The 20943-nt window shown below is 73.3% G+C and carries 18 protein-coding genes; 14 read left to right on the top strand and 4 right to left on the bottom strand.

The annotated features are described in order from the left end of the window. Positions 1 to 109 precede the first annotated feature (109 nt). The 5 genes from ACIQIB_RS20305 (at position 110) to ACIQIB_RS20285 (ending at position 9089) form a co-directional block, all read left to right on the top strand. The gene (locus tag ACIQIB_RS20305) at positions 110 to 3988 is read left to right on the top strand and encodes a Pls/PosA family non-ribosomal peptide synthetase (protein ID WP_400759446.1); all 3879 of its coding nucleotides are present in this window, start codon (positions 110 to 112) and stop codon (positions 3986 to 3988) included. Positions 3989 to 4074: 86 nt separating this feature from the next. Continuing rightward, complete coding sequence (locus tag ACIQIB_RS20300; protein ID WP_400759444.1) at positions 4075 to 5421, top strand: M1 family metallopeptidase; 1347 nt, start codon at positions 4075 to 4077, stop codon at positions 5419 to 5421. A gap of 267 nt (positions 5422 to 5688) precedes the next feature. Continuing rightward, positions 5689 to 7071 (top strand): serine hydrolase domain-containing protein, encoded by a 1383-nt coding sequence (locus ACIQIB_RS20295; RefSeq protein ID WP_400759441.1) that lies wholly within the window; start codon positions 5689 to 5691, stop codon positions 7069 to 7071. Between the two features lie 309 nt (positions 7072 to 7380). Then, entirely contained in the window at positions 7381 to 8268 is an 888-nt protein-coding gene (locus ACIQIB_RS20290; RefSeq protein ID WP_400759439.1) for a GNAT family N-acetyltransferase, read from the top strand. Next, entirely contained in the window at positions 8265 to 9089 is an 825-nt protein-coding gene (locus tag ACIQIB_RS20285) for a lysophospholipid acyltransferase family protein (RefSeq protein WP_363612984.1), read from the top strand. The genes ACIQIB_RS20290 and ACIQIB_RS20285 overlap by 4 nt, the downstream gene beginning before the upstream one ends. A 46-nt stretch (positions 9090 to 9135) precedes the next feature. Here the strand turns inward: ACIQIB_RS20285 and ACIQIB_RS20280 are convergent, their stop codons facing one another. Continuing rightward, positions 9136 to 10677, bottom strand: a complete 1542-nt coding sequence (locus tag ACIQIB_RS20280) for an MFS transporter (RefSeq protein ID WP_400759437.1) — start codon at positions 10675 to 10677, stop codon at positions 9136 to 9138. A 162-nt stretch (positions 10678 to 10839) separates the two neighbouring features. Between ACIQIB_RS20280 and ACIQIB_RS20275 the strand changes: the two genes are divergently transcribed. From ACIQIB_RS20275 to pip, 3 genes are all read left to right on the top strand, one after another. Beyond that, the gene (locus tag ACIQIB_RS20275; RefSeq protein WP_363612988.1) at positions 10840 to 11520 is read left to right on the top strand and encodes a TetR/AcrR family transcriptional regulator C-terminal domain-containing protein; all 681 of its coding nucleotides are present in this window, start codon (positions 10840 to 10842) and stop codon (positions 11518 to 11520) included. 190 nt (positions 11521 to 11710) lie between these two features. Then, a complete protein-coding gene (locus ACIQIB_RS20270; protein WP_400759434.1) occupies positions 11711 to 12100 on the top strand; it encodes a hypothetical protein in 390 nt (129 codons plus the stop codon). Between the two features lie 107 nt (positions 12101 to 12207). Beyond that, the gene (gene pip, locus ACIQIB_RS20265; RefSeq protein WP_400759432.1) at positions 12208 to 13188 is read left to right on the top strand and encodes a prolyl aminopeptidase; all 981 of its coding nucleotides are present in this window, start codon (positions 12208 to 12210) and stop codon (positions 13186 to 13188) included. Between the two features lie 56 nt (positions 13189 to 13244). On the opposite strand, the gene ACIQIB_RS20260 is transcribed toward pip, so the two are convergent. Next, positions 13245 to 13835 (bottom strand): MarR family transcriptional regulator, encoded by a 591-nt coding sequence (locus ACIQIB_RS20260; protein WP_363612994.1) that lies wholly within the window; start codon positions 13833 to 13835, stop codon positions 13245 to 13247. A gap of 91 nt (positions 13836 to 13926) precedes the next feature. Here ACIQIB_RS20260 and ACIQIB_RS20255 point away from each other — a divergent pair, with 91 nt between their 5' ends. Together ACIQIB_RS20255 and ACIQIB_RS20250 are read left to right on the top strand one after the other, a co-directional pair. Continuing rightward, complete coding sequence (locus tag ACIQIB_RS20255) at positions 13927 to 15201, top strand: MFS transporter (RefSeq protein WP_400759431.1); 1275 nt, start codon at positions 13927 to 13929, stop codon at positions 15199 to 15201. 64 nt (positions 15202 to 15265) lie between these two features. Next, positions 15266 to 16264, top strand: coding sequence for a YdcF family protein (locus ACIQIB_RS20250; RefSeq protein ID WP_400759429.1), 999 nt, complete (start codon positions 15266 to 15268; stop codon positions 16262 to 16264). A gap of 105 nt (positions 16265 to 16369) precedes the next feature. Here ACIQIB_RS20250 and ACIQIB_RS20245 read toward each other — a convergent pair whose 3' ends face one another. After that, a complete protein-coding gene (locus tag ACIQIB_RS20245) occupies positions 16370 to 16912 on the bottom strand; it encodes a PaaI family thioesterase (RefSeq protein WP_400652897.1) in 543 nt (180 codons plus the stop codon). Between the two features lie 288 nt (positions 16913 to 17200). Between ACIQIB_RS20245 and ACIQIB_RS20240 the strand changes: the two genes are divergently transcribed. Then, positions 17201 to 17326: a hypothetical protein gene (locus ACIQIB_RS20240; RefSeq protein WP_363613002.1), complete on the top strand. Its 126-nt coding sequence runs from the start codon at positions 17201 to 17203 to the stop codon at positions 17324 to 17326. A gap of 13 nt (positions 17327 to 17339) precedes the next feature. Here the strand turns inward: ACIQIB_RS20240 and mca are convergent, their stop codons facing one another. Beyond that, entirely contained in the window at positions 17340 to 18221 is an 882-nt protein-coding gene (gene mca, locus ACIQIB_RS20235) for a mycothiol conjugate amidase Mca (RefSeq protein WP_400652894.1), read from the bottom strand. A 122-nt stretch (positions 18222 to 18343) separates the two neighbouring features. Between mca and ACIQIB_RS20230 the strand changes: the two genes are divergently transcribed. The 3 genes from ACIQIB_RS20230 (at position 18344) to murQ (ending at position 20880) form a co-directional block, all read left to right on the top strand. Next, positions 18344 to 18988 carry a TetR/AcrR family transcriptional regulator gene (locus ACIQIB_RS20230; protein ID WP_400759427.1) on the top strand — a complete coding sequence of 215 codons (645 nt, stop codon included), beginning with the start codon at positions 18344 to 18346 and terminating at the stop codon, positions 18986 to 18988. 112 nt (positions 18989 to 19100) lie between these two features. Further along, positions 19101 to 19781 (top strand): DUF6445 family protein, encoded by a 681-nt coding sequence (locus tag ACIQIB_RS20225; protein ID WP_400759425.1) that lies wholly within the window; start codon positions 19101 to 19103, stop codon positions 19779 to 19781. Positions 19782 to 19944: 163 nt separating this feature from the next. Continuing rightward, positions 19945 to 20880 carry an N-acetylmuramic acid 6-phosphate etherase gene (murQ, locus tag ACIQIB_RS20220; protein WP_400759423.1) on the top strand — a complete coding sequence of 312 codons (936 nt, stop codon included), beginning with the start codon at positions 19945 to 19947 and terminating at the stop codon, positions 20878 to 20880. Positions 20881 to 20943: the final 63 nt, after the last annotated feature.

The following is a 20943-nucleotide window of genomic DNA, read 5'->3' as shown; positions in this document are numbered from 1 at the left end:
GCCCGTTCCGGCCCCGGAGTGGGGTCACCCGTCAGACGAGTGCCCCCACCGCCCCCAGGGACCGGACATCGGTCGGGACGGGGCGAGGACAAGGAGCGCACGGACTGCCATGACCGCTGAACCGAGCCGGACGAACCAGCACCCACCGGTACCGCAGGCCCTTTTCCCCGGCCGCCCGGCCGCCGCCCCGCGCACCCTGGTCGACGTCCTCGACGCCACCGTCCGCGCCCACCCGAACGAGCCGGCCCTGGACGACGGTCACACCGTGCTCAGCTACCGCGCGCTCGCCGCCGAGGTCGAGCAGGTGCGCCGGCGGCTGGCCGCCGCCGGGGTCGGCCCGGGCGACCGGGTCGGCGTCCGCGTCCCGTCCGGCACCAACGACCTCTACGTCTCCATCCTCGCCGTCCTGGCCGCCGGCGCCGCCTACGTGCCCGTCGACGCCGAGGACCCGGACGAACGCGCACAGCTGGTCTTCGAGGAGGCCGCGGTCGCCGCCGTGCTCGGCGCCGAACGCGCGCTGACCGTGACCGGAGAGCACCGGCAGCCCGTAGGCCCCGGCCGTCCGGACCCCTCCGACGACGCCTGGATCATCTTCACCTCGGGCTCCACCGGCCGCCCCAAGGGCGTCGCCGTCACCCACCGAAACGCCGCCGCCTTCGTGGACGCCGAGGCCGCGCTGTTCCTCCAGGACGAGCCGATCGGCCCCGGCGACCGCGTGATGGCCGGCCTCTCCGTCGCCTTCGACGCCTCCTGCGAGGAGATGTGGCTCGCCTGGCGCTACGGCGCCTGCCTGGTGCCCGTCCCCCGCTCCCAGGTCCGCAGCGGCGCCGACCTCGGCCCCTGGCTCGCCGAGCAGGAGATCACCGTGGTCTCCACCGTCCCGACCCTGGCCGCGCTCTGGCCCGCCGAGGCGCTGAACGAGGTCCGGCTGCTGATCTTCGGCGGCGAGGCCTGCCCGCCCGAGCTGGTACAGCGCCTGGTCACCGAGGGCCGCGAGGTCTGGAACACCTACGGCCCGACCGAGGCCACCGTGGTGGCCTGCGCGGCGCTGCTGACGGGCGGGGGTCCGGTCCGGATCGGCCTGCCGCTGGACGGCTGGGACCTCGCCGTGGTCGACGAGGCGGGCACCCCGGTCACGCCGGGCGGCACCGGCCAGCTGGTGATCGGCGGCGTCGGCCTGGCCCGCTACCTGGACCCGGTCAAGGACACCGAGAAGTACGCACCGCTGCCCTCGCTCGGCTGGGACCGCGCCTACCGCAGCGGCGACCTCGTCCAGGCCGATCCGGCGGGCCTGCTCTTCCTCGGCCGCACCGACGAGCAGATCAAGCTCGGCGGCCGCCGGATCGAACTGGGCGAGGTCGACGCGGCACTCCAGGCCCTGCCCGGCGTGGCCGGGGCGGCGGCCGCCGTCCGCACCGCGCGCGGCGGCAACCAGCTGCTCGTCGGCTACCTGGTCACCAAGGACGGCTGGGACCGCGAACAGGCCGTCGAACGGCTGCGTGCCGAGCTCCCGGCCGCCCTGGTGCCGCTCCTCGCGCCCGTCGACTCGTTGCCCACCCGTACCTCCGGCAAGGTCGACCGCAACGCCCTGCCCTGGCCGCTGCCCGGCCTGGAGACCGCCGGGCCGACCGAGCAGCTGTACGGCACCGAGGCCTGGCTGGCCGAGCAGTGGAGCGAGATCCTGGGCGTGCCGGTGAGCGGCCCGCGCGACGACTTCTTCGCCATCGGCGGCGGCAGTCTGGCAGCGGCCCGGCTCACCACCCTGCTGCGCGCCCGCTACCCGAGCGCCGCGGTGCTGGACATCTACCAGCAGCCGACGCTGCGCAAGCTCGCCCGCCACCTGGAGCGCACGGCGGCCGACAGCGGCGAGACCCGCACCATCGCCCTGGTGCCGACCAGGGCCAAACTGCTCCAGCTGCTCCTGCTGATCCCGCTGTTCACCGTGGTCGGACTGCGCTGGACGGTCGCGCTGCTGGCGCTCGGCAACGTCCTCACCCACCTCGGCGACTACCCGTGGGCGCCGACCGCGTCCTGGTGGGCGGTGGGCGCGGGCGCACTCGCCCTGTACACCCCGGCGGGCCGGCTGGCGATCGCGGCCGGCGGCGCCCGGCTGCTGCTGCGCGGTCTGCGACCGGGCAGCTATCCGCGCGGCGGCGGCACCCATCTGCGGCTCTGGACGGCCGAACGGCTCGCCGAGATGAGCGGCGCCACCGGGCTCTCCGGGGCCTGGCTGGTGCGCTACGCGCGGGCGCTCGGCGCCAGGGTCGGCCCGGAGGTGGACCTGCACTCGCTGCCGCCGATCACCGGCATGCTCAAGCTGGGCCGGGGCTGTGCGGTGGAGGCCGAGGTGGACCTCTGCGGCTACTGGCTGGACGGCGACCGTCTGGAGGTCGGCCAGATCAAGGTCGGCTCCGGCGCCGTGGTCGGGACGCGCTCGACGCTGCTCCCCGGTGCCAGGGTCGGCAAGCGCGCCCAGGTGGTGGCCGGCTCCAGCGTGACCGCACAGGTCCCGACCGGCCAGCGCTGGGGCGGCGCACCCGCCGTCAAACTGGGCCGTGCCGAACGGGCCTGGCCCAAGGAACGCCCGGCGCGCCAGGTCCGCTGGGCCGTGCTCTACGGGGTCAGCGGCACGGCGCTCAGCCTGCAGCCGGTGCTGCCCGCGCTGGCCGCGCTCGCGGTGCTCGCCCGCTTCGTCCACCCCGGCGACGGCCTCGGCACCGCGCTCGGCGGCGCCCTGCTCGCCCTGCTGCCCGCCACCCTGGCGTACGGCCTGCTGTACGCGGCGCAGCTGGTGGCGGCGGTACGGCTGCTGAGCATCGGCCTGACGCCCGGGGTGCACCCGCTGCACGGCCGGGTCGGCTGGCAGGCCTGGACGGTCACGCAGCTGATGGACCAGGCCCGCGAGATCCTGTTCCCGCTGTACGCCGGTCTGATCACCCCGTTCTGGCTGCGGGCGCTCGGGATGAAGGTCGGCCGGGGCGCCGAGGTGTCCACGGTGCTGGCCCTGCCCAGCCTGACCACGGTCGGGGACGGCGCGTTCCTGGCCGACGACACCCTGATCGCCCCGTACGAGCTGGGCGGCGGCTGGGTGCGGCTCGGCGAGGCGAAGGTCGGCGAGCGCGCCTTCCTCGGCAACTCGGGGATGACCGCGCCCGGGCGGGCCGTGCCGGCCCGCGGCCTGGTGGGCGTCCTGTCGGCGACGCCGAAGAAGGCGAAGAAGGGCGGCTCGTACCTGGGCATGCCGCCGATGCGCCTGCCGCGCTCGGCCGACGAGGCCGACCAGAGCCTCACCTACGAGCCGCCGGCCCGGCTGCTCTGGGCGCGCGGGCTGGTCGAGGTGGCCCGGCTGCTGCCGGTGCTGGCGTCCGGGGCACTCGGCGCGCTGACGCTGGCAACGCTGTCCTGGCTGGCCGACGGCTGGTCGCCGGCGGTGGCCGCGCTGCTCTCCGGTCTGGTGCTGCTGGCGGCCGGCGGGGTGGCCTGCCTGGTCGCGGTGGCGGCGAAGTGGCTGCTGGTCGGCCGGTTCCGGGCGGTGGAGCATCCGCTGTGGAGCGGCTTCGTGTGGCGCAACGAGCTCGCGGACACCTTCGTCGAGGTGCTGGCGGTGCCATGGCTGGTCGGCTCGGTGCCCGGCACACCGCTGCTGAACGTCTGGCTGCGGGCGCTCGGCGCGGGCATCGGGCGGGGCGTCTGGTGCGAGAGCTACTGGCTGCCGGAGGCCGACCTGGTCACTCTCGGGGACGGGGTCAGCATCAACCGGGGCTGTGTGGTGCAGACCCACCTCTTCCACGACCGGATCATGCGGATGGATACTGTCATCCTCCGCGAGGGCGCCACCCTGGGCCCGGGCGGCATCGTGCTGCCCGGCAGCACGGTGGGCGCGCGCAGCACGCTGGGCCCGGCCTCGCTGGTGATGCGCGCCGAGTCCGTCCCCGCCGACACGCGGTGGCTGGGCAACCCGATCGAGGCGTGGCAGACCACGCCATGACCATCCGCCCCGCCGCCGGCGTCCCCGACACCCCGCACGTCCCCCGTCCCCCCACGTCCGCCATCTCACAGGGAGCACACGACCCGGTGAAACCCCGCCCCGTGCAGCCCGAGCACGCCCCGGCGGCCCCCAGCGCCGCCCCGGACCCCTACTTCCCCAACAGCGGGGATCCGCGCTACCGGGTCCACCGCTACGAACTCGCCCTGGACTACCGTCCCGGCCCCAACCGACTCGGCGGCACCGCCCGGCTCAGCGCCGTCGCGGGCGTCGCCCTGGCCGAGTTCGCGCTCGACCTCGGTGAGTTCAGGATCGGCCGGGTCCTGGTCGACGGCAGGGCCGCCCGGTACACCCACCGGGGCGGCAAGCTGCGGATCCGCCCGGCGAAGGCGCTCGCCGCCGGTGCGGCGTTCACCGTCGAGGTGCACTACACCGGCAACCCCCGCCCGGTGCGCAGCCCGTGGGGCGGCCTCGGCTGGGAGGAGCTGACCGACGGCGCGCTGGTGGCCAGCCAGCCCGTCGGAGCGCCGTCCTGGTTCCCGTGCAACGACCGGCCCGCCGACAAGGCCGGCTACCAGATAGCGATCACCACACCGTCCCCGTACACCGTGGTGGTCGGCGGCCGGCTGCTGACCCGGACGACCCGGGCGTCCAGCACCACCTGGGTGTACGAGCAGAGCGAGCCGACCTCGACCTACCTGGTCACCGTCTCGATCGGCCAGTACCGGGCGGTCCGGTTCGCCGAGCGCCCCGCCGTCCCGCAGACCGGCTACCTGCCGGAGCGGCTGGCGGACGGGTTCGGCGCGGGCTTCGACCAGCAGCCGCGGATGATGGAGTACTTCGAGGAGGTCTTCGGACCGTACCCGTTCGGCGAGTACGCGGTGGTCGTCGCCGACGAGGAGCTGGACGTCCCGGTCGAGGCGCAGGGCGTCGCCACCTTCGGCACCAACCACCTCGGCGGGGGCTGGGACCGCGAGCGCCTGATCGCCCACGAGCTGGCCCACCAGTGGTTCGGCAACAGCCTCACGATCGCCGACTGGAGCCACATCTGGCTCAACGAGGGCTTCGCCAAGTACGCGGAGTGGCTCTGGTCCGAGCACGCCGGCGGCCCGACCGCCGCCACCCGCGCCGCCGCCGCGCACACCCTCCTGGCCGGGCTCCCGCAGGACCTCCGGCTCGCCGACCCCGGCCGGAAGCTGATGTTCGACGACCGCCTCTACCAGCGCGGCGGCCTCGCCGTCCACGCCCTGCGGCAGGCCCTCGGCGACCCGTCCTTCTTTCGCATGCTCAAGGACTGGGCCACCCTCAACCGCCACGGTGTCGTCAGCACCGCCGGCCTCACCGCGCACGTCTCCCGCTACACGGACGCCCCGCTGGGGCCTCTGCTCGACGCCTGGCTCCACCGCCCCGAGCTGCCACCGCTCCCGGTCGGCTGACGCCGGGAAAGCGGCGCGTTGGGCCCTGGACCGATGTCCAGGGCCAACTGCCCTCCGGCGGACGAACGGTGGGGCAGGTCCGGGTCCGGGCAGCCGACATTCCAGGACGGCACCGGTGAAAAGGGGTGGAGCGGAGACGATGACCGGGCTAGGTTGGGGGCGCCGTCCGGCTCGCGCGTGACACCGCGGTGCATACCGGTGATTCACCGGCGGTGCGTCGGCCGCGCTCACAACCACCCGATGCCGCCGAGGAATTCAGAGGATCAGATGACCGACCAGCCTGACGAGCTGTTCCCCGCCACCCGCCGTGCCCTGCTGCACCGGATCGCGGTGGCGCAGGCCGAAGGCCGCACACCGTCCCTGATCGCCGCGGTGGTCCGGGACGGCCGACTGGTCTGGAGCGGCGCCCGCAGCATGATCGACGGCCATGCCCCCACTCCCGGGGTGCAGTACCGGATCGGCTCGCTGACCAAGACCTTCGTCGCCGTGCTGGTGCTGCGACTGCGCGACGAGGGCCTGCTCGACCTGGCCGACCCGCTCGAACGCCATCTTCCCGGCACCCCGGCGGGCGGGGCCACCATCGCCCAGCTGCTGGCGCACTCCGCCGGTCTCGCCGCCGAGACACCCGGGCCCTGGTGGGAGCGGACCGACGGCTCGCTGCGCCCGGCTCTGGACGACATCCTGGAGGCCGACGCCCCGCTCAAGCACCCGGCCGGCCGGCGCCACCACTACTCCAACCCCGGCTACGCCCTGCTCGGCGCCCTGGTGGAACGGCTGCGCGGCAGGCCGTGGGGCGAGGTGCTGCGGTACGAGGTGCTGGAGCCGCTCGGCATGGACCGCACCACCCTGCTCCCCGAGCACCCGCACGCGGGCGGCTTCGCCGTCCACCCCTGGGCGGACGTCATGCTGCCCGAGCCGCTCACCGACACCGGTCTGATGGCCCCGGCCGGGCAGCTCTGGTCCACCGCCACCGACCTGGCCCGCTGGGCCGCCTTCCTGGCCGGCGGCGACGAGAAGGTGCTGGCCGCCGCCACCCTGGCCGAGATGCGTCGGCCCGCCGTCGGCCCGGAGAGCGCCGACTGGTCCGGCGCCTACGGCCTCGGCCTACAGCTGTTCCGCCACGAGGGCCGGGTGCTGTACGGCCACACCGGTTCGATGCCCGGGTTCACCGCCGGACTCTGGATCAGCGAGGCGGACGGCCTGGCCGCACTGGCGCTGAGCAACGCGACCGGCGGCGCCAACACCCCGCTGGTAGCCGCGGAGTTGATCGCCCTCACCGCGAAGCACGAGCCGCGGCTGCCGGAGCCCTGGCGGCCGTTGCCCAGCGTGGACGAGGAACTGCTGGCGCTCACCGGCCCGTGGTACTGGGGCGCCACCGCCCACGCACTGCGGCTCAAGGCCGACCGCGTCCTGGAGCTCGCCTCGCTCGCCGGCGGCGGCGGCCGGAGCTCGTCCTTCCGCCCCGAGCCGGACGGCAGCTGGACGGGGCTCGACAACTACTACGCGGGCGAGACACTGCGCGTGGTGCGGGCCGCCGACGGCTCGGTGAGCCATCTGGACCTGGGCTCCTTCGTGCTCACCCGCGAACCGTACGGCCCCGCCCCCGTCGTTCCGGGCGGCGTCGACCCGCAGGGGTGGCGCGCGGGCTGACGCCCGAGGCCCGCAGGGGCACTGGTGGTGCGGCGCGCGCCCCCGCCGCACCACCAGTGCCCCCCTTGTCCACCCCTCGCCGGGAAGCGGGCGGCAACCCCCGGGTGCCCGTCAGGTGTCCTATGGATACCGGGTGGCCCCATTCAGCAGTTGCACATCTACCCTCCGCCGAACCGCAACGTGAACGCCAGCCGGCTCGGAAAAACATACGGATACCGGCTCGCCGCGCCCGTCCAGCCGTGCGAGCCGGGCCCGGTGCCACGACGACCCGTGGCACCTCCGTCCGTACTGCCCTGGAGGGTCCGCGCCATGACCACCGTCCCCACGTACACTCCGTCCGCAGTCGCCCCCGGCCACGCCGCAGCCGCGCCCGTCCCGCGCCCGGTCCGACCGGGCGCCCTCCAGCCGCCCCAGCCCAAGCCCCAGCCCCAGCCCCAGCCCCAGCCGGGCGCCGGGTACACCGTCGGCCTCGCCCGGGACGAGGACGACGTCCGCGCCGCCCAGCGGCTTCGCCACCAGGTGTTCGCCGCCGAACTCGGCGCCGTGCTGCACAGCCCGGTTCCGGGCCTGGACGTCGACCCGTTCGACGCGTACTGCGACCACCTGCTGGTCCGCGAGGGCGAGGACGGCGCCGTGGTCGGCACCTACCGTCTGCTGCGCCCCGAGGCCGCGCGACGGGCCGGCCGGCTCTACTCCGACGGCGAGTTCGACCTGGCCGGCCTCGCGCCGCTCCGTCCCGGCCTGGTGGAGCTGGGCCGCTCCTGCATCCACCCCGACCACCGGGGCAACGGCGCCGTCATCAACCTGATGTGGGGCGGCATCGCCCGTTACCTCGCCGACACCGGCAACACCTGGGTCGGCGGCTGCTGCTCGATATCGCTGGACGACGGCGGTGCCACCGCGGCCCGGGTCTGGGACACCGTCAGCGCCAAGCACCTCGCCCCCGAGGAGTACCGCGTGACCCCGCACCGCCCCTGGGACGCGACCGGTGTGCCACGGGCCGAGCGGGCGCCGCTGCCGGCCCTGCTCCGCGGCTACCTGCGGCTCGGCGCCTGGGTCTGCGGCGCCCCCGCGCACGACCCGGACTTCGCCACCGCCGACCTCTACGTGCTGCTGTCGCTCGAACGCACCGACCCGCGCTACCTGCGGCACTTCCTCTCCGGGCTCGCCACCCGGCCCGCGCACCCGGCCTCATGAGCGTCTGGCTGCCCACCGCGCCCTGCACCCCGGAGGCGTGCCTGGCCGAGCCGGGCCCGGTGGTCGCCCTCCCCCGGCGGGCGCTGCGGCTGACCGCCTGCCTGGCCGTCCTGGTCACGGGCCTGGCGCTCATCCCTCCGGTGCGCGCCCTCCCCCGCGCGGCACGCGACCGGCTGGTCCGGCTCTGGGCGCGCACCCTGCTGGGCTCGCTCGGGGTCACCCTCCGGCCCGGGCCGGCACCCGCCGCCGGGGGCGGGGTGCTCGTGGTCGCCAACCACGTCTCCTGGCTGGACATTCCGCTGATCGCGACCGGCCGGCCCGGCCGGTCGCTGGCCAAGACCGAGGTACGGCACTGGCCCGTTCTCGGGGCGCTGATCGCCCGGGGCGGCACCGTCTTCCTCGACCGCGACCGGCTGCGCACCCTCCCGGCCACCGTCGACACGGTCGCCGGGGAGCTGCGGGCCGGCCACCCCGTGATCGTCTTCCCGGAGGGCTCCACCTGGTGCGGAAGGGAGAGCGGCCGGTTCCGCCCGGCCCTCTTCCAGGCCGCGGTCCAGGTCGGCGCCCCCGTCCAGCCGGTGACGATCCGCTACCGGCTGGCGGACGGACGGCCGACCAGCGCGCCCGCCTTCGTCGGCGAGGACGGTCTGCTCACCTCGCTCGCCCGGGTGGTCGCGGTGCGCGGGCTGGTGGCGGAGGTGGACTTCCTGCCTCCGATCCAGGCCCCCGCCCAGGCCCCCTCCGCGTCGCACCCCCGGTGGGCGGCCCGCCGGGAACTGGCCCGCTCCGCCCAGACCGCCGTGGAGGACGCCGCTCGATGAGCCTCGCCCGGCCGCGCGGGTCAGTGGCGCGGGTCAGTAGCGCCGGTCAGCCGCGCCGGGCGTCCGTCAGCGGCGCCGACGCCGGCTCACCGCCCTGGTCCGGCACCGCGGGCCGGACGGCCGGGCGGAGCAGGACCGTGACCAGGAGGGCGGTGATGGCCAGCACCCCCGCTCCGCAGAGCACCGCGAGGTGCACGCCCTCGACGAAGGCGCCCTCCACCGCCGCCCGGACCGGGCCCGGCAGTTCGGCCGCCGCGCCGGAACCCTGGACACCGCTCCCACCGCCCGCACCGGCCAGCGCGTCGGCGGCCGGCCCGACCGCGCCGGGCGGGATGCCGAGCCGGCCCAGGTTCTCGGTGAGGGCTCCGTTCAGACGGTAGGTCAGGACGGCGCCCAGGACCGCGACGCCGACCACTCCGCCGAGCTCGCGCAGGGTGTTGATGGTCGCGGAGGCCATGCCGGCCTGCGGCGGCTCGACCCGCTGGAGGACGGCGATGGAGACGGGGGTGAACGTCAGGCCCATGCCCAGACCCATCGCGAACAGGGTCCACAGGTATTCGGGGTAGCGGGCCTGCCCGCCGTACAGGGCGAGGCCGCCGAGGCCGAAGGCGCACAGCGTCAGGCCCAGTGCCACGGGAAGCCGGGGACCGTAACGGGTGGTCAGCCGCTGGGAGAGCGGCGCCGCGAGGACGATCATCGCGGTCATCGGCAGCCCGGCATAGCCGGCGGCCGACGGCGACCAGCCCAGCACGTCCTGCATCAGCAGCGGCAGGAAGAACAGCGCGCCGAACATCCCGAAGCTGACCACGAAACCGCTGAGCATGGCGCCGCCGAGCACCCGGTCACGGAACAGCCGGAGCTCCAGCATGGGCTCGGCCACCCGCAGTTCGAGGAGCACGAAGGCGACCAGCAGCACCGCCGCCGCCACCGCGCAGACGAGCACCCGGGTGTCGGTCCAGCCCCGGGCCGGACCTTCGATCAGTGCGTAGACCAGCGCCCCCAGGCCGGCGGCGGAGAGCGCGAGCCCGGCGAGGTCGACGCGGCGCTCGCGCGGCGCGATGGCCGGCAGCACCCGGCCCGCCAGCAGCAGCCCGCCCACGCCGATCGGGACGTTGATCCAGAACACGCTGGCCCAGCCGAACGCCTCGACCATGGGCCCGCCGACCACCGGCCCGACCGACAGGCCGAGCGCGGAGACGCCCGACCAGAGACCGATCGCCCGGGCGCGCTCCCGCTGGTCGGTGAAGACGTGCCCCAGGATCGCCAGGCTGCCCGGGGTGAGCAGCGCGGCCCCCACCCCCTGGAGCATGCGGGCGGCGATGAGCACACCGATCGTCCCGGCGAGCGCCGCGCACGCCGAGCCGAGGGTGAACAGGGCGAGGCCGAGCCGGAAGACCCGGGTACGGCCGTACCGGTCACCGAGCGCGCCGCCGGTGAGCAGCAGACCCGCGTAGACGAGGCTGTAGCCCTCGACCACCCACTGAAGGCCGCTGATGCCGGTCCCCAGGTCCTGCCCGATCCGGGGCAGGGCGTTGTTGACGATGACGTTGTCCAGCATGGACATGAACATGGTGACGCACAGCGTCAAGAGCGCAAGCCTCTTGCGTCGGGCGCTCGACCCCTCCATCGGAAACCTCTCCCTCAGATGGGCCCCTAACACCGTTAGGGGCTGACCGGCACGCACAGACTGCCCCTAACGGTGTTAGATTGCAAGCGGGATTTCCGGATCCGCGGGAGGCGACACACATCCATGCCGGAGAACAACGACACCCAGCCCGGCCTGACCAGAGAGACCCTGGCCCAGGCGGCCCTGCGGGTCCTGGAACGGGAAGGCCTCGCGGGCCTGTCCATGCGGAAGGTCGCCGCCGAGGTCGGCGTCAAGGCGGCCTCGCTGTACTGGCACGTCCGCAACAAGGAGGAACTGCTCGACCTCCTCAATGACGCGATCATGGCCGGCGGCGAGCCGCCGCCGCGCGAGGGCGACTGGCGCGGCCAGTTCCGCGAGTACTGCCGGCGCTACCGGCAACTCCTGCTGAGCCGACGCGACGCCGCCAAGGTCGTCGCGGGCCGCCTCGCCCCCGGCCCCAACCTGCTGCGGCTGCTGGAGGACCAGTTGGACCGGCTGCGCGAGGCCGGCTTCTCCAACGCCGACGCGGCCCTGGCCACCTATCTGCTCGGCGCCTACGTCCAGGGCTTCGTGCTCCAGGAACAGTCACCGATCTCCGCCGACGAGACGACGGGAACGAGCCGCCGGGACATCGCCGCCGCCGCTGCGAACCGCTTCCGGGCACTGCCGCCGGACGCCTTTCCCAACCTGGTCGCCCTGGCCGACGACCTCACCGAACCCTCGATGGACGCCCGCTTCGCGTTCGGCCTCGAACGCGTCCTCGACGGACTCGCCACCCTGCTGCCACCGGCAGACCACCGCTGATCCGATCATCTGTATGATCGCCGGGCCCAAGAGGGTTGATGCGGACACGGGGGCGACTGCCATGCACGAGGACTCCACGGTGCGGACTGCCCAGCCCGGCCCTTCGCCAGCCGACCCGTCGGCCCGTCCGACTGCCGAACCGCCGGCCGAGTCGGCTGTCCAAACGCCGCCCGAACCGCCGGCCGGCCCCATGATGCCCGGCGACCCGACGCCCGTGCAGGGCGGCCAGACCGGACTGGCCACCGGGGCCGCGAAAGGCTGTCTCCACCTCCTCGGCGAGTTGACGATCGAGGCGGTCGGCACCGTGGTGCTGGGCGTCGCCACCACCGCTTCCCTGGCCGCCGTCTTCGTCCTCGCCCAACTGGCCCGCCGACACAGCCCCGCAGCGTCCTGTGCCTTCGCCGCGCTCGCCGTACTCGGCGTGGCCCACGGCATCCGCCGGCTCCGACGCCCCAAGGAACAGCGCACCCGCCTCGGCCGCCGCTCCGCCGCCGTCACCGGCGGACTCGGCCTCTGGCTGCTCGCCTGCCTCGGCTACGCCTCCTTCGGCACGGCGCTCGACCTCGGTTCCGGCCTCTGAGAACGCCGCGGCCTCCAGGCTCCGCTCCCACCTCGGCGTCGACGGATCTCGGGCGGCCCGGGTAGCCTCACGGGCGTCCCGCCGCCCGCTCCCGGAGGTCTTCCGCCATGTCCGACCTGTATCCGCTCGGCCAACCGTACGCACAGGGGCTGCTGGAGGTCGGTGACGGCAACGAGATCCACTGGGAGGTGTCCGGCAACCCGGAGGGCAAGCCCGCCATGGTGGTCCACGGCGGGCCCGGGTCCGGGCTCAGCGCGGGCAACCGGCGGTACTTCGATCCGGAGCGGTACCACCTCGTGCTGTTCGACCAGCGCGGATGCGGGCAGAGCAGGCCGCACGCGGCCGACCCGGCGACCGGACTGGCGCACAACACCACCGCGCACCTCATCGCGGACATGGAACGGCTGCGCGAGCATCTGGGCATCGACCGCTGGCTGCTGTACGGCGGTTCGTGGGGCTCGACGCTGATCCTCGCGTACGCGCAGGCGCATCCCGAGCGGGTGTCGGAGATCGTGATCTGCGGGGTCACCATGACCCGCCCGGAAGAGATCGACTGGCTGTACCGGGGTGTCGGCCGGCTGCTGCCCGGTCCCTGGGAGGCGTTCCGGGCCGCGCTGCCGCCCGGCGAACAGGACGGCAACCTGGTGGCCGCGTACAGCCGACTGCTCAACAGCCCGGACGACGCGGTCCGGTCCGAGGCCGCGAAGTCCTGGGCGACCTGGGAGGACGCGGTGATCGCGCACGAGTCACTCGGCAAGCCGAACGCGTACACCGACCGGCCCGACGACGCGCTGATGGCGTTCACCCGGATCACCGCGCACTACTTCGCCCATGACGCCTTCCTGAAGGACGGCCAAATCCTGCGCGACGCCGGAAGGCTGGCCGGCATCCCGGGCGCGCTGATCCACGGCCGGCTGGATCTCGGCTCCCCGCTGTACACCGCCTGGTCGCTGGCAAAGGCCTGGCCGGACGCCGAGTTGACGGTCATCCAGGAATCCGGCCACACCGGCAGCCCGGCCATGCGGCAGGCGATCTTCGAGGCGATCGAGCGGTTCGCGACACCCGAACCCGGCCGCCGCGAACAGTGACGCCTTGTCAACGGCGCGCACCGACGGCAGCGCCGGGCGACCCGGCGCGATCTTGATCAGTCCTGGTCCGCCACGTTGGGGCCGGAGGAGTGCCGCCCGGCCCGACGGTGGCGCGTCCGGCGGCCTTCGGCCGAGGACGCTTCCTGCGCCAGGAGCACCCGGCGCAGCAGGTCGGACAGCTGTCGGCGCTCGTCGGGCGCCAGGACGCCGAGCAGTCGGCGCTCCTCCCGGCCGACGACGTCCAGGGCCTCCCGCCAGGCCGCCCGGCCGGCCTCGGTCAGCCCGACATCGACCCGGCGGCGGTCCTCGGTGGAGGGCGTGCGCACCACGAACCCCCGGCGTTCCAGGGCCTCCAGACGGCCGGTCACCGAGGCGGGCGCCAGGTTGAGGTCGACCCGCAGTTCGGACGGGGCGGCGTGGCCACCGCGACCGGCGAGAACATGGAGGGTGTCGAACTCGTGCTTCTGCAGGCCGTAGTCGGCGACCCCCTCCTCCCGGACGCGTCCCAGGTGCCGGGAGAGCTTGCTCATCCGGGTGACGGCTCCCTCGATGTCGGGATCGAGGTGGGGCAGGACGGGCCGCCAGCGGTCGACGTGACCGTCGGTCCAGTCACGCGGTTCATCCGGTCGCCGCTCGGGGTGTTCCATGGCACGAGTCTAAGCATCGCCGACCACCACCAAGATATTCGGCACCGAATATTTCATTGCAGAACTTTTGACACCGAAATACATTGCTCGCGTGACCCACCACCCACTGAGGCTCCGTGGCTTTCGGCTGCTCTTCATCGACCGGACCATCTCCACTCTCGGCGATGCCGTCGTCCCCGCCGCACTCGCGATAGCCATCACGCGGGCCACCGGCTCCTCCGGTGCGCTCGCCCTGGTCCTGGGCTGCGCGATGGTGCCGCGGCTGCTGCTGCTCCCCTTGGGTGGCGTGATCGGGGACCGCTTCAACCCGCGGGTGGTGGCCCTGGCCACCGACCTGGTCCGGGCCGCCGCGCAGCTCTTCGTCGGCGTCGAACTGCTCGGCGGGGAGCCGAGCCTGACCCACATCGCGGTCGCCGAGGCACTCGGCGGCGTCGCCTCCGCGTTCGCCATGCCGACCGCCTCCCCCCTGGTCGCGGCCACCGTCGAAGGCCCGCACCGAATGCGGGCCAACGCACTGCTGGCCTCCGCCAGCAGCGCAGCGCGGCTCGGCGGCCCCGCACTGGCCGGTGTACTGGTGTACACGGCGGGCGCCGGCTGGGCGTTCGTCCTGGACGGCGTCTCCTTCGTCGTCAGTGCCGCACTCCTGGCCCGGATCACCGTCCGGCACACCCCGGCCGAGCGTCGCTCGCTCCTCACCGATCTCGCCGAGGGATGGGTCGAACTACGTTCCCGGGACTGGTACTGGACCAGTCTGATCGCTCATGGCACGTGGAACGGCGCCGCCGCGGTCCTGCTCACCCTCGGCCCGCTGATCGCCACCGAGCGGCTGGGCGGGGACGGTGTCTGGATCGCGCTGACACAGGCCGGGGCGATCGGGATGCTCGCCGGTTCACTGCTCGCCGGACGGGTCCGGCCGCGCCGCCCGGTACTGCTGGCCAACCTGGGTCTCGCCCTCTACGCCCTGCCACTGCTCGCCCTCGCGGCGGCCGCCCCGGCTCCGGCCACCGTCGCCGCGTACGCGCTCGCGATGGCCGGCCTCGGCTTCCTCAGCCCGGTCTGGCAGACGGTGGTTCAACAGGAGTTCCCCGCACAGGTCCTGGCCAGGGTCACTTCCTACGACTGGCTGCTCTCGCTGGCCGCCGCGCCACTCGGCTACACGCTCGCCCCGCTGGCCGCCGACGCCTGGGGCAGCACCGGACCACTGCTGGTCACCGCCGCTCTGGTGATGCTGGCCTGCGCGGGTACGGCAGCGGTCCCGGGCGTACGCCGGGCCGGACGAGCTGGGCAGCCGCCGCCCGCCGGGGAGACCGGAGGAACCGGGGAGTCCGGGGAGTCCCGCAAGGCTGAGCAGGCCGGGGAGAGTTGAGAGACCGGGAGCGTCCGTTTCCCAGGGGGATCATCCGTCGACTGCGGGGCCATACGATACGAGCATGATCGCCTACGCTCCAGCTGCCCTGTTCTTCGTCTTGTGCGGGTTCGGGGTCTTGCGCGACCGTCGCCAGTTCAGCAACGCCGTCCTGCTCGGCATAGCCGTCTCCCTCCTCGCTCTGGCCCTGCTCACCGAACTGCGCAAGGCCCCCACTCTGATCGTCGAGCTGGCAGCGGCCGCGATCGTTCTGCTGCCGACGATCGGCACCCTGGCGCTGATCGGCTTTCTGATCACCAATGGACTGACCATGATCCGCAAGGAGGGCAGGAGGCCGGCCAACCTGCTCTCACTCCTCGCGGGCCTCGGCATCCTGGCGGTGATCGGGCTGCTCGGCGCGGCGCTGCTCACCCGCTCCTATCGGCTGGGCATTCTCGCGGGCACCGCCATGCTGGTGGTCGGATACATCTCCTTCCTGTTCGTCTGCTTCGTCGGCTACGCCTTCCTCTACGGACGTCACCGGCCGCGCCGGGACGTGGACTTCGTGGTGGTGCTCGGCTCCGGCCTGATCGGCGGCGACCGGGTGCCGCCACTCCTGGCCAGCCGGCTGAACCGGGGGCGCGACGTCTACGAGAGGCAGGCCGCCCGCGGCAACCCCCCGGTGCTGATCACCTCAGGCGGGCAGGGCCCGGACGAGAAGCTGCCGGAGTCGCATGCGATGGCCGACTACCTCCTTGAGCGCGGTTTTCCGGAGGAGCACATCGAGCGCGAGGACCGCTCACGCACCACCGAGGAAAACCTGCTGTACAGCAAGGTGATCATGGAGCAGGCCAACCCCGAGTACCGCTGTGTGATCGTCACCAACAACTTCCACGCCTTCCGTGCCGCGCTGACCGCCCGTAAGTCCGGTGTGGACGGTCAGGTGTTCGGCTCGCCCACGGCCGCCTACTACTGGCCGAGCGCGACGATCCGCGAGTTCGCCGCAGTGTTCCTCTCCCACAGGTTGGTCAACTTCGGTATCTGCGGCTTCCTCGCACTGTGCGGGGTGCTCGCCGTACTCTGACGCCCTCGCCCTTCCTGGCCCCGGACGCGCCCGTGGCGACCGGGGCCCTTCTGTCTCGGCCTGTGCGGCAACAGCCCGCCTGCGATCACCACTCGGGCCGTGGGCTCAGGCGGCCGGTCGCGGGGCCAGGACCGCGCAGGTGGTGGTGGCGTGCGCGTACAGTTTGCCGTCCTTGACGCCTGTCACCCGCGCCTCGGCGGTCGCCACCATCCGGCCGACGTGCAGGGCGACACCCTCACAACGCAGCGCCCCGGAATCGGCGAACAGCGGACGCACCATATGGACGTTCAGCTGCGTGGTCGTATAGCCGATACCGGCGGGCAGCCGACTCATCACGGCGCAGCCGAGCGCCGAATCGAGCAGGGTGGCGAGGTAGCCGCCGTGAACGGTGTTCATCGGGTTGTACAGGTGGTCACCGAGCTCACCCTCGAACACCGCCGTACCCGGTCCCGCCTCGACCAGACGGAAGCCCAGGGTGCTCCCGATCGCCGGCGCCTGGATCCGGCCCGCGAGCATCTCCCGCAGGATCTCCTCCCCCGTGAGATGCGGGAACGCGGACACCGGCGGGCCGGCCGACCACTGATGGGTGCGCGTGCGCGGCTGCTGGTCCATCAGGGACGCTTCGTCACCGAGCTCATAAGTCGTCATGCCATCAACCTGCCCTGTTCTCCTGCGGCACTCAAGTGCGATTCCACACCACGGTGGTGGCCGCGCCATGGCGGCATCGGCCATGACGTGTGGCCGGAGCGCGGCTGACTGTCACGCACCTCCCGTCGCCCGTACGCGGCACGGCATCCGATCGAACTCCTCCCTACCAGGAGTCCCCATGGCTGTTCTGTCGGCGCCCCACCACGCTGACCGCCACCGCCGCCGGCAGCGACTCGGTCACGCTCACCTGGCGGGCAGTCACCGGCCCCGGCCACTTCGTCCTCGCCGATGGCCAGTGCTGACAGCGGCGCCAACAGTGGTGCCGGCCTTACCGCCTGCGGCCGCACCGTCCACGGCGCCACCGGCACGCCCGAGGACAGCGCCACCACGCACCGTTCGCGGCTGCGGCCCTGACCGCTGAAGCCCCTCATCCGCCGGCCTCCCCGGGGCGCAGACCTGCGAACAGGTCGGTCTCGGGGAGTCGACTCGCCACCAGACTCCGCGCGAGGTGGTAGTCCTCGGTCGGCCAGACCTCGCGCTCGATGTCACGCGGGTGCGCCATGAATCCCGCGCCGGACTCGATCTGGGTGGCATGCGCGAGCAACGCGGCGTCCCGTACGGCGAACTGCTCGGCGCAGGCGATCCGGGTGGTGATGGCGAGCGCGGGCGGGGTGTCGGGCCACCCGGCGAGCAGCTCGCCCATGGCCGACTCGACGCCCCGCGCCGTCATCGCGTCGTGCAGGGTCTGGAACCAGGCCCGGGACAGCGCCAGGTGGTAGTAGAGCTTGGCCACCTGCCAGGGCTCCCCCAGCTCGGGATGGCGGTCGGGATCGGCCGCCACCCCGAGGGCCTCGACGGTGACCCGGTGGGCCATCACGTGGTCGGGGTGCGGGTATCCGCCCGTCTCGTCATAGGTGACGACCACGTGCGGGCGGAACTCACGGATCAGGGCGACCAGCGGCTCCGCGGCGACCGCGACCGGCTGACGTGCGAAGCACCCGTCGGGCAGCCGTTCTCCGGCGCCGGGAAGGCCCGAGTCGGTGAAGCCGAGGAAACGCTGCTCCACGCCGAGGATCTCGCGCGCGGCCGCCATCTCCCGGCGGCGGATCCGCGCGAGGTCCGAGCGCACCTCAGGACGGTCGAGCGCCGGATTGAGAACGGTTCCCCGCTCACCACCGGTACAGGTGGCGACCAGCACGTCCACCCCCTCGGCGGCATACCGGGCCAGTGTGGCCGCACCCTTGCTGGATTCGTCGTCGGGGTGGGCGTGCACGCTCAGCAGACGGAGTGCGGGGGGCTTGGTGACCATGGGTGCTCCTTCTCTCAAAGGTGATGGCACGGCGAGACGTCATAGAACTTAGGTCCGGCCCACTCATTGGGTCAAGCATAATTTCTGTGCTCGACCCAGACTCCTTGCGCTACGCTCACCCCATGACCGAGGACACCCCCAACCTGCGCGAGCTCAACAAGCGCCGCACGCGCGACGCGATCTCCCGGGCCGCGACCGGGCTCTTCATCGAGCGGGGCTTCGACCGGACGACGATCGCCGAAGTGGCGGCGGCCGCCGGGGTGGCCAAAATGACCGTCACCAACCACTTCCCGCGCAAGGAGGACCTGCTCCTCGACCTGCACGAGGAGATGGCCGCCCGCCTCGCACGAACCGTCACCGAGCGCACACCGGGCGAGTCGGCGCTGGCCTCGCTGCGCCGCAAGTGCCTGGCCGCGATCGACCGGCACGACCCCGTCCTCGGCTTCTCCGGGCCGTCGTTCGCACGCACCATCACCGAGAGCCCCACCCTGCTCGCGCGGCTGCGCGAGATCCACGAGCAGAGCGAGGACGCCCTGGCCGCCGCCCTCGCCGCGGCCACCGACTCCCCACCCGCCGACTTCACCGCCCGTGTCGCCGCCGGCCTGCTCGCCGCCGTCCACCGGGCACTGTTCGCCGAGGCCTTCCGCCGCATCCTGGCCGGCGAGAAGCATGCCGCGGTGGCTGCCGCGGTCCGCCCGGCCGCCGTCCGCGCCTTCGACCAGCTGGAGAGCGCGCTCGGCCGGTACGCCATCAGACCTCCGGCCTGAAGCCGGCGAAACCCACACAGAGGCCGAAAGGCACCGGAGAGGAGCAGCAGTTGACGAAAGGTTGACCTGCTCACGGCAGAATGTTGGCGACCCCGCCCCCTATGGTCGGCCCATGCCCCAACAGCCCACCAGGCGAGTGGCCCTACCGGTCCTGCCCTATCGCAAACCCACCCCCGGCCGGGACTACTGGACCCTGGACGACGTCCTGCCCGACCCGGACGCCGTTCGGGAGCGCTGCCTCGCTCGCGGCGACTGGACCGAGGGCTACCCCTACCGTCCCGAGAGCTGGCCCGGGCTGCGCACCATGCCCGGTCTGGAGCCGGGCGAGCTGGCCCGTGTCGAGGCGCTGGTCCGCAAGGCCACCCGCGCGCCCCGGCTCTGGGTCCAGAGCGCCCCCGGTGGCGGCACCCTCAACCACAACTGCGTCCAACTCGTCGGCGCCGGCGAGTCGGAGTCCCGCCCGCACACCGACTCCCGCGTGCTGTGCCGCTACGCCGCCGTCCTCTATCTCAGCCCCGACGCCCCCAAGGAGGCCGGCACCAGTTTCTACCGTCAGCAGTTCCCCGGCGGCCGCCTCGGCGGAAACATCGTCAACCCCCCGCACAACAACCTGGTCGAGGCACTCGGCACCCGGCACGTCCCCGTCGACGCCTTCACCGAGGACGTCCGCGTCCCCAACCGTTTCAACCGCCTTCTCCTCTACCACGCCAACCTCATCCACAGCGCCACCACCTACTACGGCACCGCTCTGGAGGAACGGCGGATGACAGCGGTCTTCTTCTGGATGGCGTGACACTCGCCGGGAGCCACGGGGGACGCCGTCACTCCCGATTCCAAAGGCAGCCTCACGTCCAGCCTTCTACCGCCCCGCCCACCTCTATAGCTGCGCGCGCCGGATGGCACACCCCTCGGCGACCACTCGGGTTGGCGGAGGACACACGGGGGAGGCTGCCTGCATGGATCCGGAACCCCTGCCCGAAGCGAAGCGAGAACGCCTACCGGTGACGGAGGCGGTGCGGCCGGAGTGGGCCGGGATCGATCTGATGGCCACGCTCGATCTCGTCCGGCTGATGAACAGCGAGGACCGCAGCGTGCCCGAGGCCGTGGCCGGACAGCTGGAGCAGATCGCGGCCGCGGTCGACGCCGTCGTCACCCGGATGACCCGGGGCGGACGACTCGTGTACGCGGGGGCGGGCACGGCAGGACGGATCGGCGTGCTGGACGCGAGTGAATGCCCGCCGACCTTCAACACCGCGCCCGGCCAGGTGGTCGGCCTGCTCGCCGGCGGCCCGCAGGCCCTGGTCTCCGCCGTCGAGGGCGCCGAGGACCGTCCGGAACTCGCCCTCGCCGACCTGGAAGAGCTCAAGCTGACGCCGGACGACACCGTGGTGGGCATCTCCGCATCAGGCCGTACGCCGTACGCGGTGGCGGCCGTCCGGCACGCCCGCACGACGGGGGCCCTGACACTCGGGCTGGCCTGCACCCGGGGGTCGGACCTGGTGGCCGCGGCCGCGCTGGGCATCGAAGTGGAGGTCGGGCCCGAGGTACTGGCGGGCTCGACCCGGCTGAAGGCGGGCACGGCGCAGAAGCTCGTGCTGAATCTGCTGTCCACGGCCGTCATGGTCCGCCTCGGCAAGACATACGGAAATCTGATGGTCGACCTCCGGGCGGGCAACGAGAAGTTGCGCGATCGGGCGGAGCGGATCGTCGCCCAGGCCACCGGCGCCGACGAGAAGACCGTCCGGCGTGCGCTGACCGCCACCGACGGCAGGGCGAAGGACGCAGTCCTGGTCGTCCTCGCCGACGTGGACGCACCGACCGCCGCCCGGTTGCTCGCCGCATCGGACGGACGACTGCGCGAGGCGCTCGCACTCAGCACCCGCAAGGCCTGACCCCGGACTGCCGCCACCCCCGAAACCCCCACCCCCTACCCCGAGGACCTCACTCCACAGGCC

This window comes from Kitasatospora sp. NPDC092286 (assembly GCF_044755565.1).
Classification (GTDB): Bacteria; Actinomycetota; Actinomycetes; order Streptomycetales; family Streptomycetaceae; genus Kitasatospora.
The sequence above is the reverse complement of the archived record's forward strand: the minus strand, read 5'-3'. Positions and strand labels throughout refer to the sequence as shown.

Coding starts and splice junctions, on each gene's coding strand:
- ACIQIB_RS20230 (WP_400759427.1), top strand. CDS start 18,344: ATGACCGAGGACACCCCCAACCTGCGCGAGCTCAACAAGCGCCGCACG.
- ACIQIB_RS20275 (WP_363612988.1), top strand. CDS start 10,840: ATGCCGGAGAACAACGACACCCAGCCCGGCCTGACCAGAGAGACCCTG.
- ACIQIB_RS20270 (WP_400759434.1), top strand. CDS start 11,711: ATGATGCCCGGCGACCCGACGCCCGTGCAGGGCGGCCAGACCGGACTG.
- ACIQIB_RS20305 (WP_400759446.1), top strand. CDS start 110: ATGACCGCTGAACCGAGCCGGACGAACCAGCACCCACCGGTACCGCAG.
- ACIQIB_RS20295 (WP_400759441.1), top strand. CDS start 5,689: ATGACCGACCAGCCTGACGAGCTGTTCCCCGCCACCCGCCGTGCCCTG.
- ACIQIB_RS20240 (WP_363613002.1), top strand. CDS start 17,201: ATGGCCAGTGCTGACAGCGGCGCCAACAGTGGTGCCGGCCTTACCGCC.
- ACIQIB_RS20260 (WP_363612994.1), bottom strand. CDS start 13,835: ATGGAACACCCCGAGCGGCGACCGGATGAACCGCGTGACTGGACCGAC.
- pip (WP_400759432.1), top strand. CDS start 12,208: ATGTCCGACCTGTATCCGCTCGGCCAACCGTACGCACAGGGGCTGCTG.
- ACIQIB_RS20285 (WP_363612984.1), top strand. CDS start 8,265: ATGAGCGTCTGGCTGCCCACCGCGCCCTGCACCCCGGAGGCGTGCCTG.
- ACIQIB_RS20290 (WP_400759439.1), top strand. CDS start 7,381: ATGACCACCGTCCCCACGTACACTCCGTCCGCAGTCGCCCCCGGCCAC.
- mca (WP_400652894.1), bottom strand. CDS start 18,221: ATGGTCACCAAGCCCCCCGCACTCCGTCTGCTGAGCGTGCACGCCCAC.
- ACIQIB_RS20250 (WP_400759429.1), top strand. CDS start 15,266: ATGATCGCCTACGCTCCAGCTGCCCTGTTCTTCGTCTTGTGCGGGTTC.
- ACIQIB_RS20225 (WP_400759425.1), top strand. CDS start 19,101: ATGCCCCAACAGCCCACCAGGCGAGTGGCCCTACCGGTCCTGCCCTAT.
- ACIQIB_RS20245 (WP_400652897.1), bottom strand. CDS start 16,912: ATGACGACTTATGAGCTCGGTGACGAAGCGTCCCTGATGGACCAGCAG.
- murQ (WP_400759423.1), top strand. CDS start 19,945: ATGGATCCGGAACCCCTGCCCGAAGCGAAGCGAGAACGCCTACCGGTG.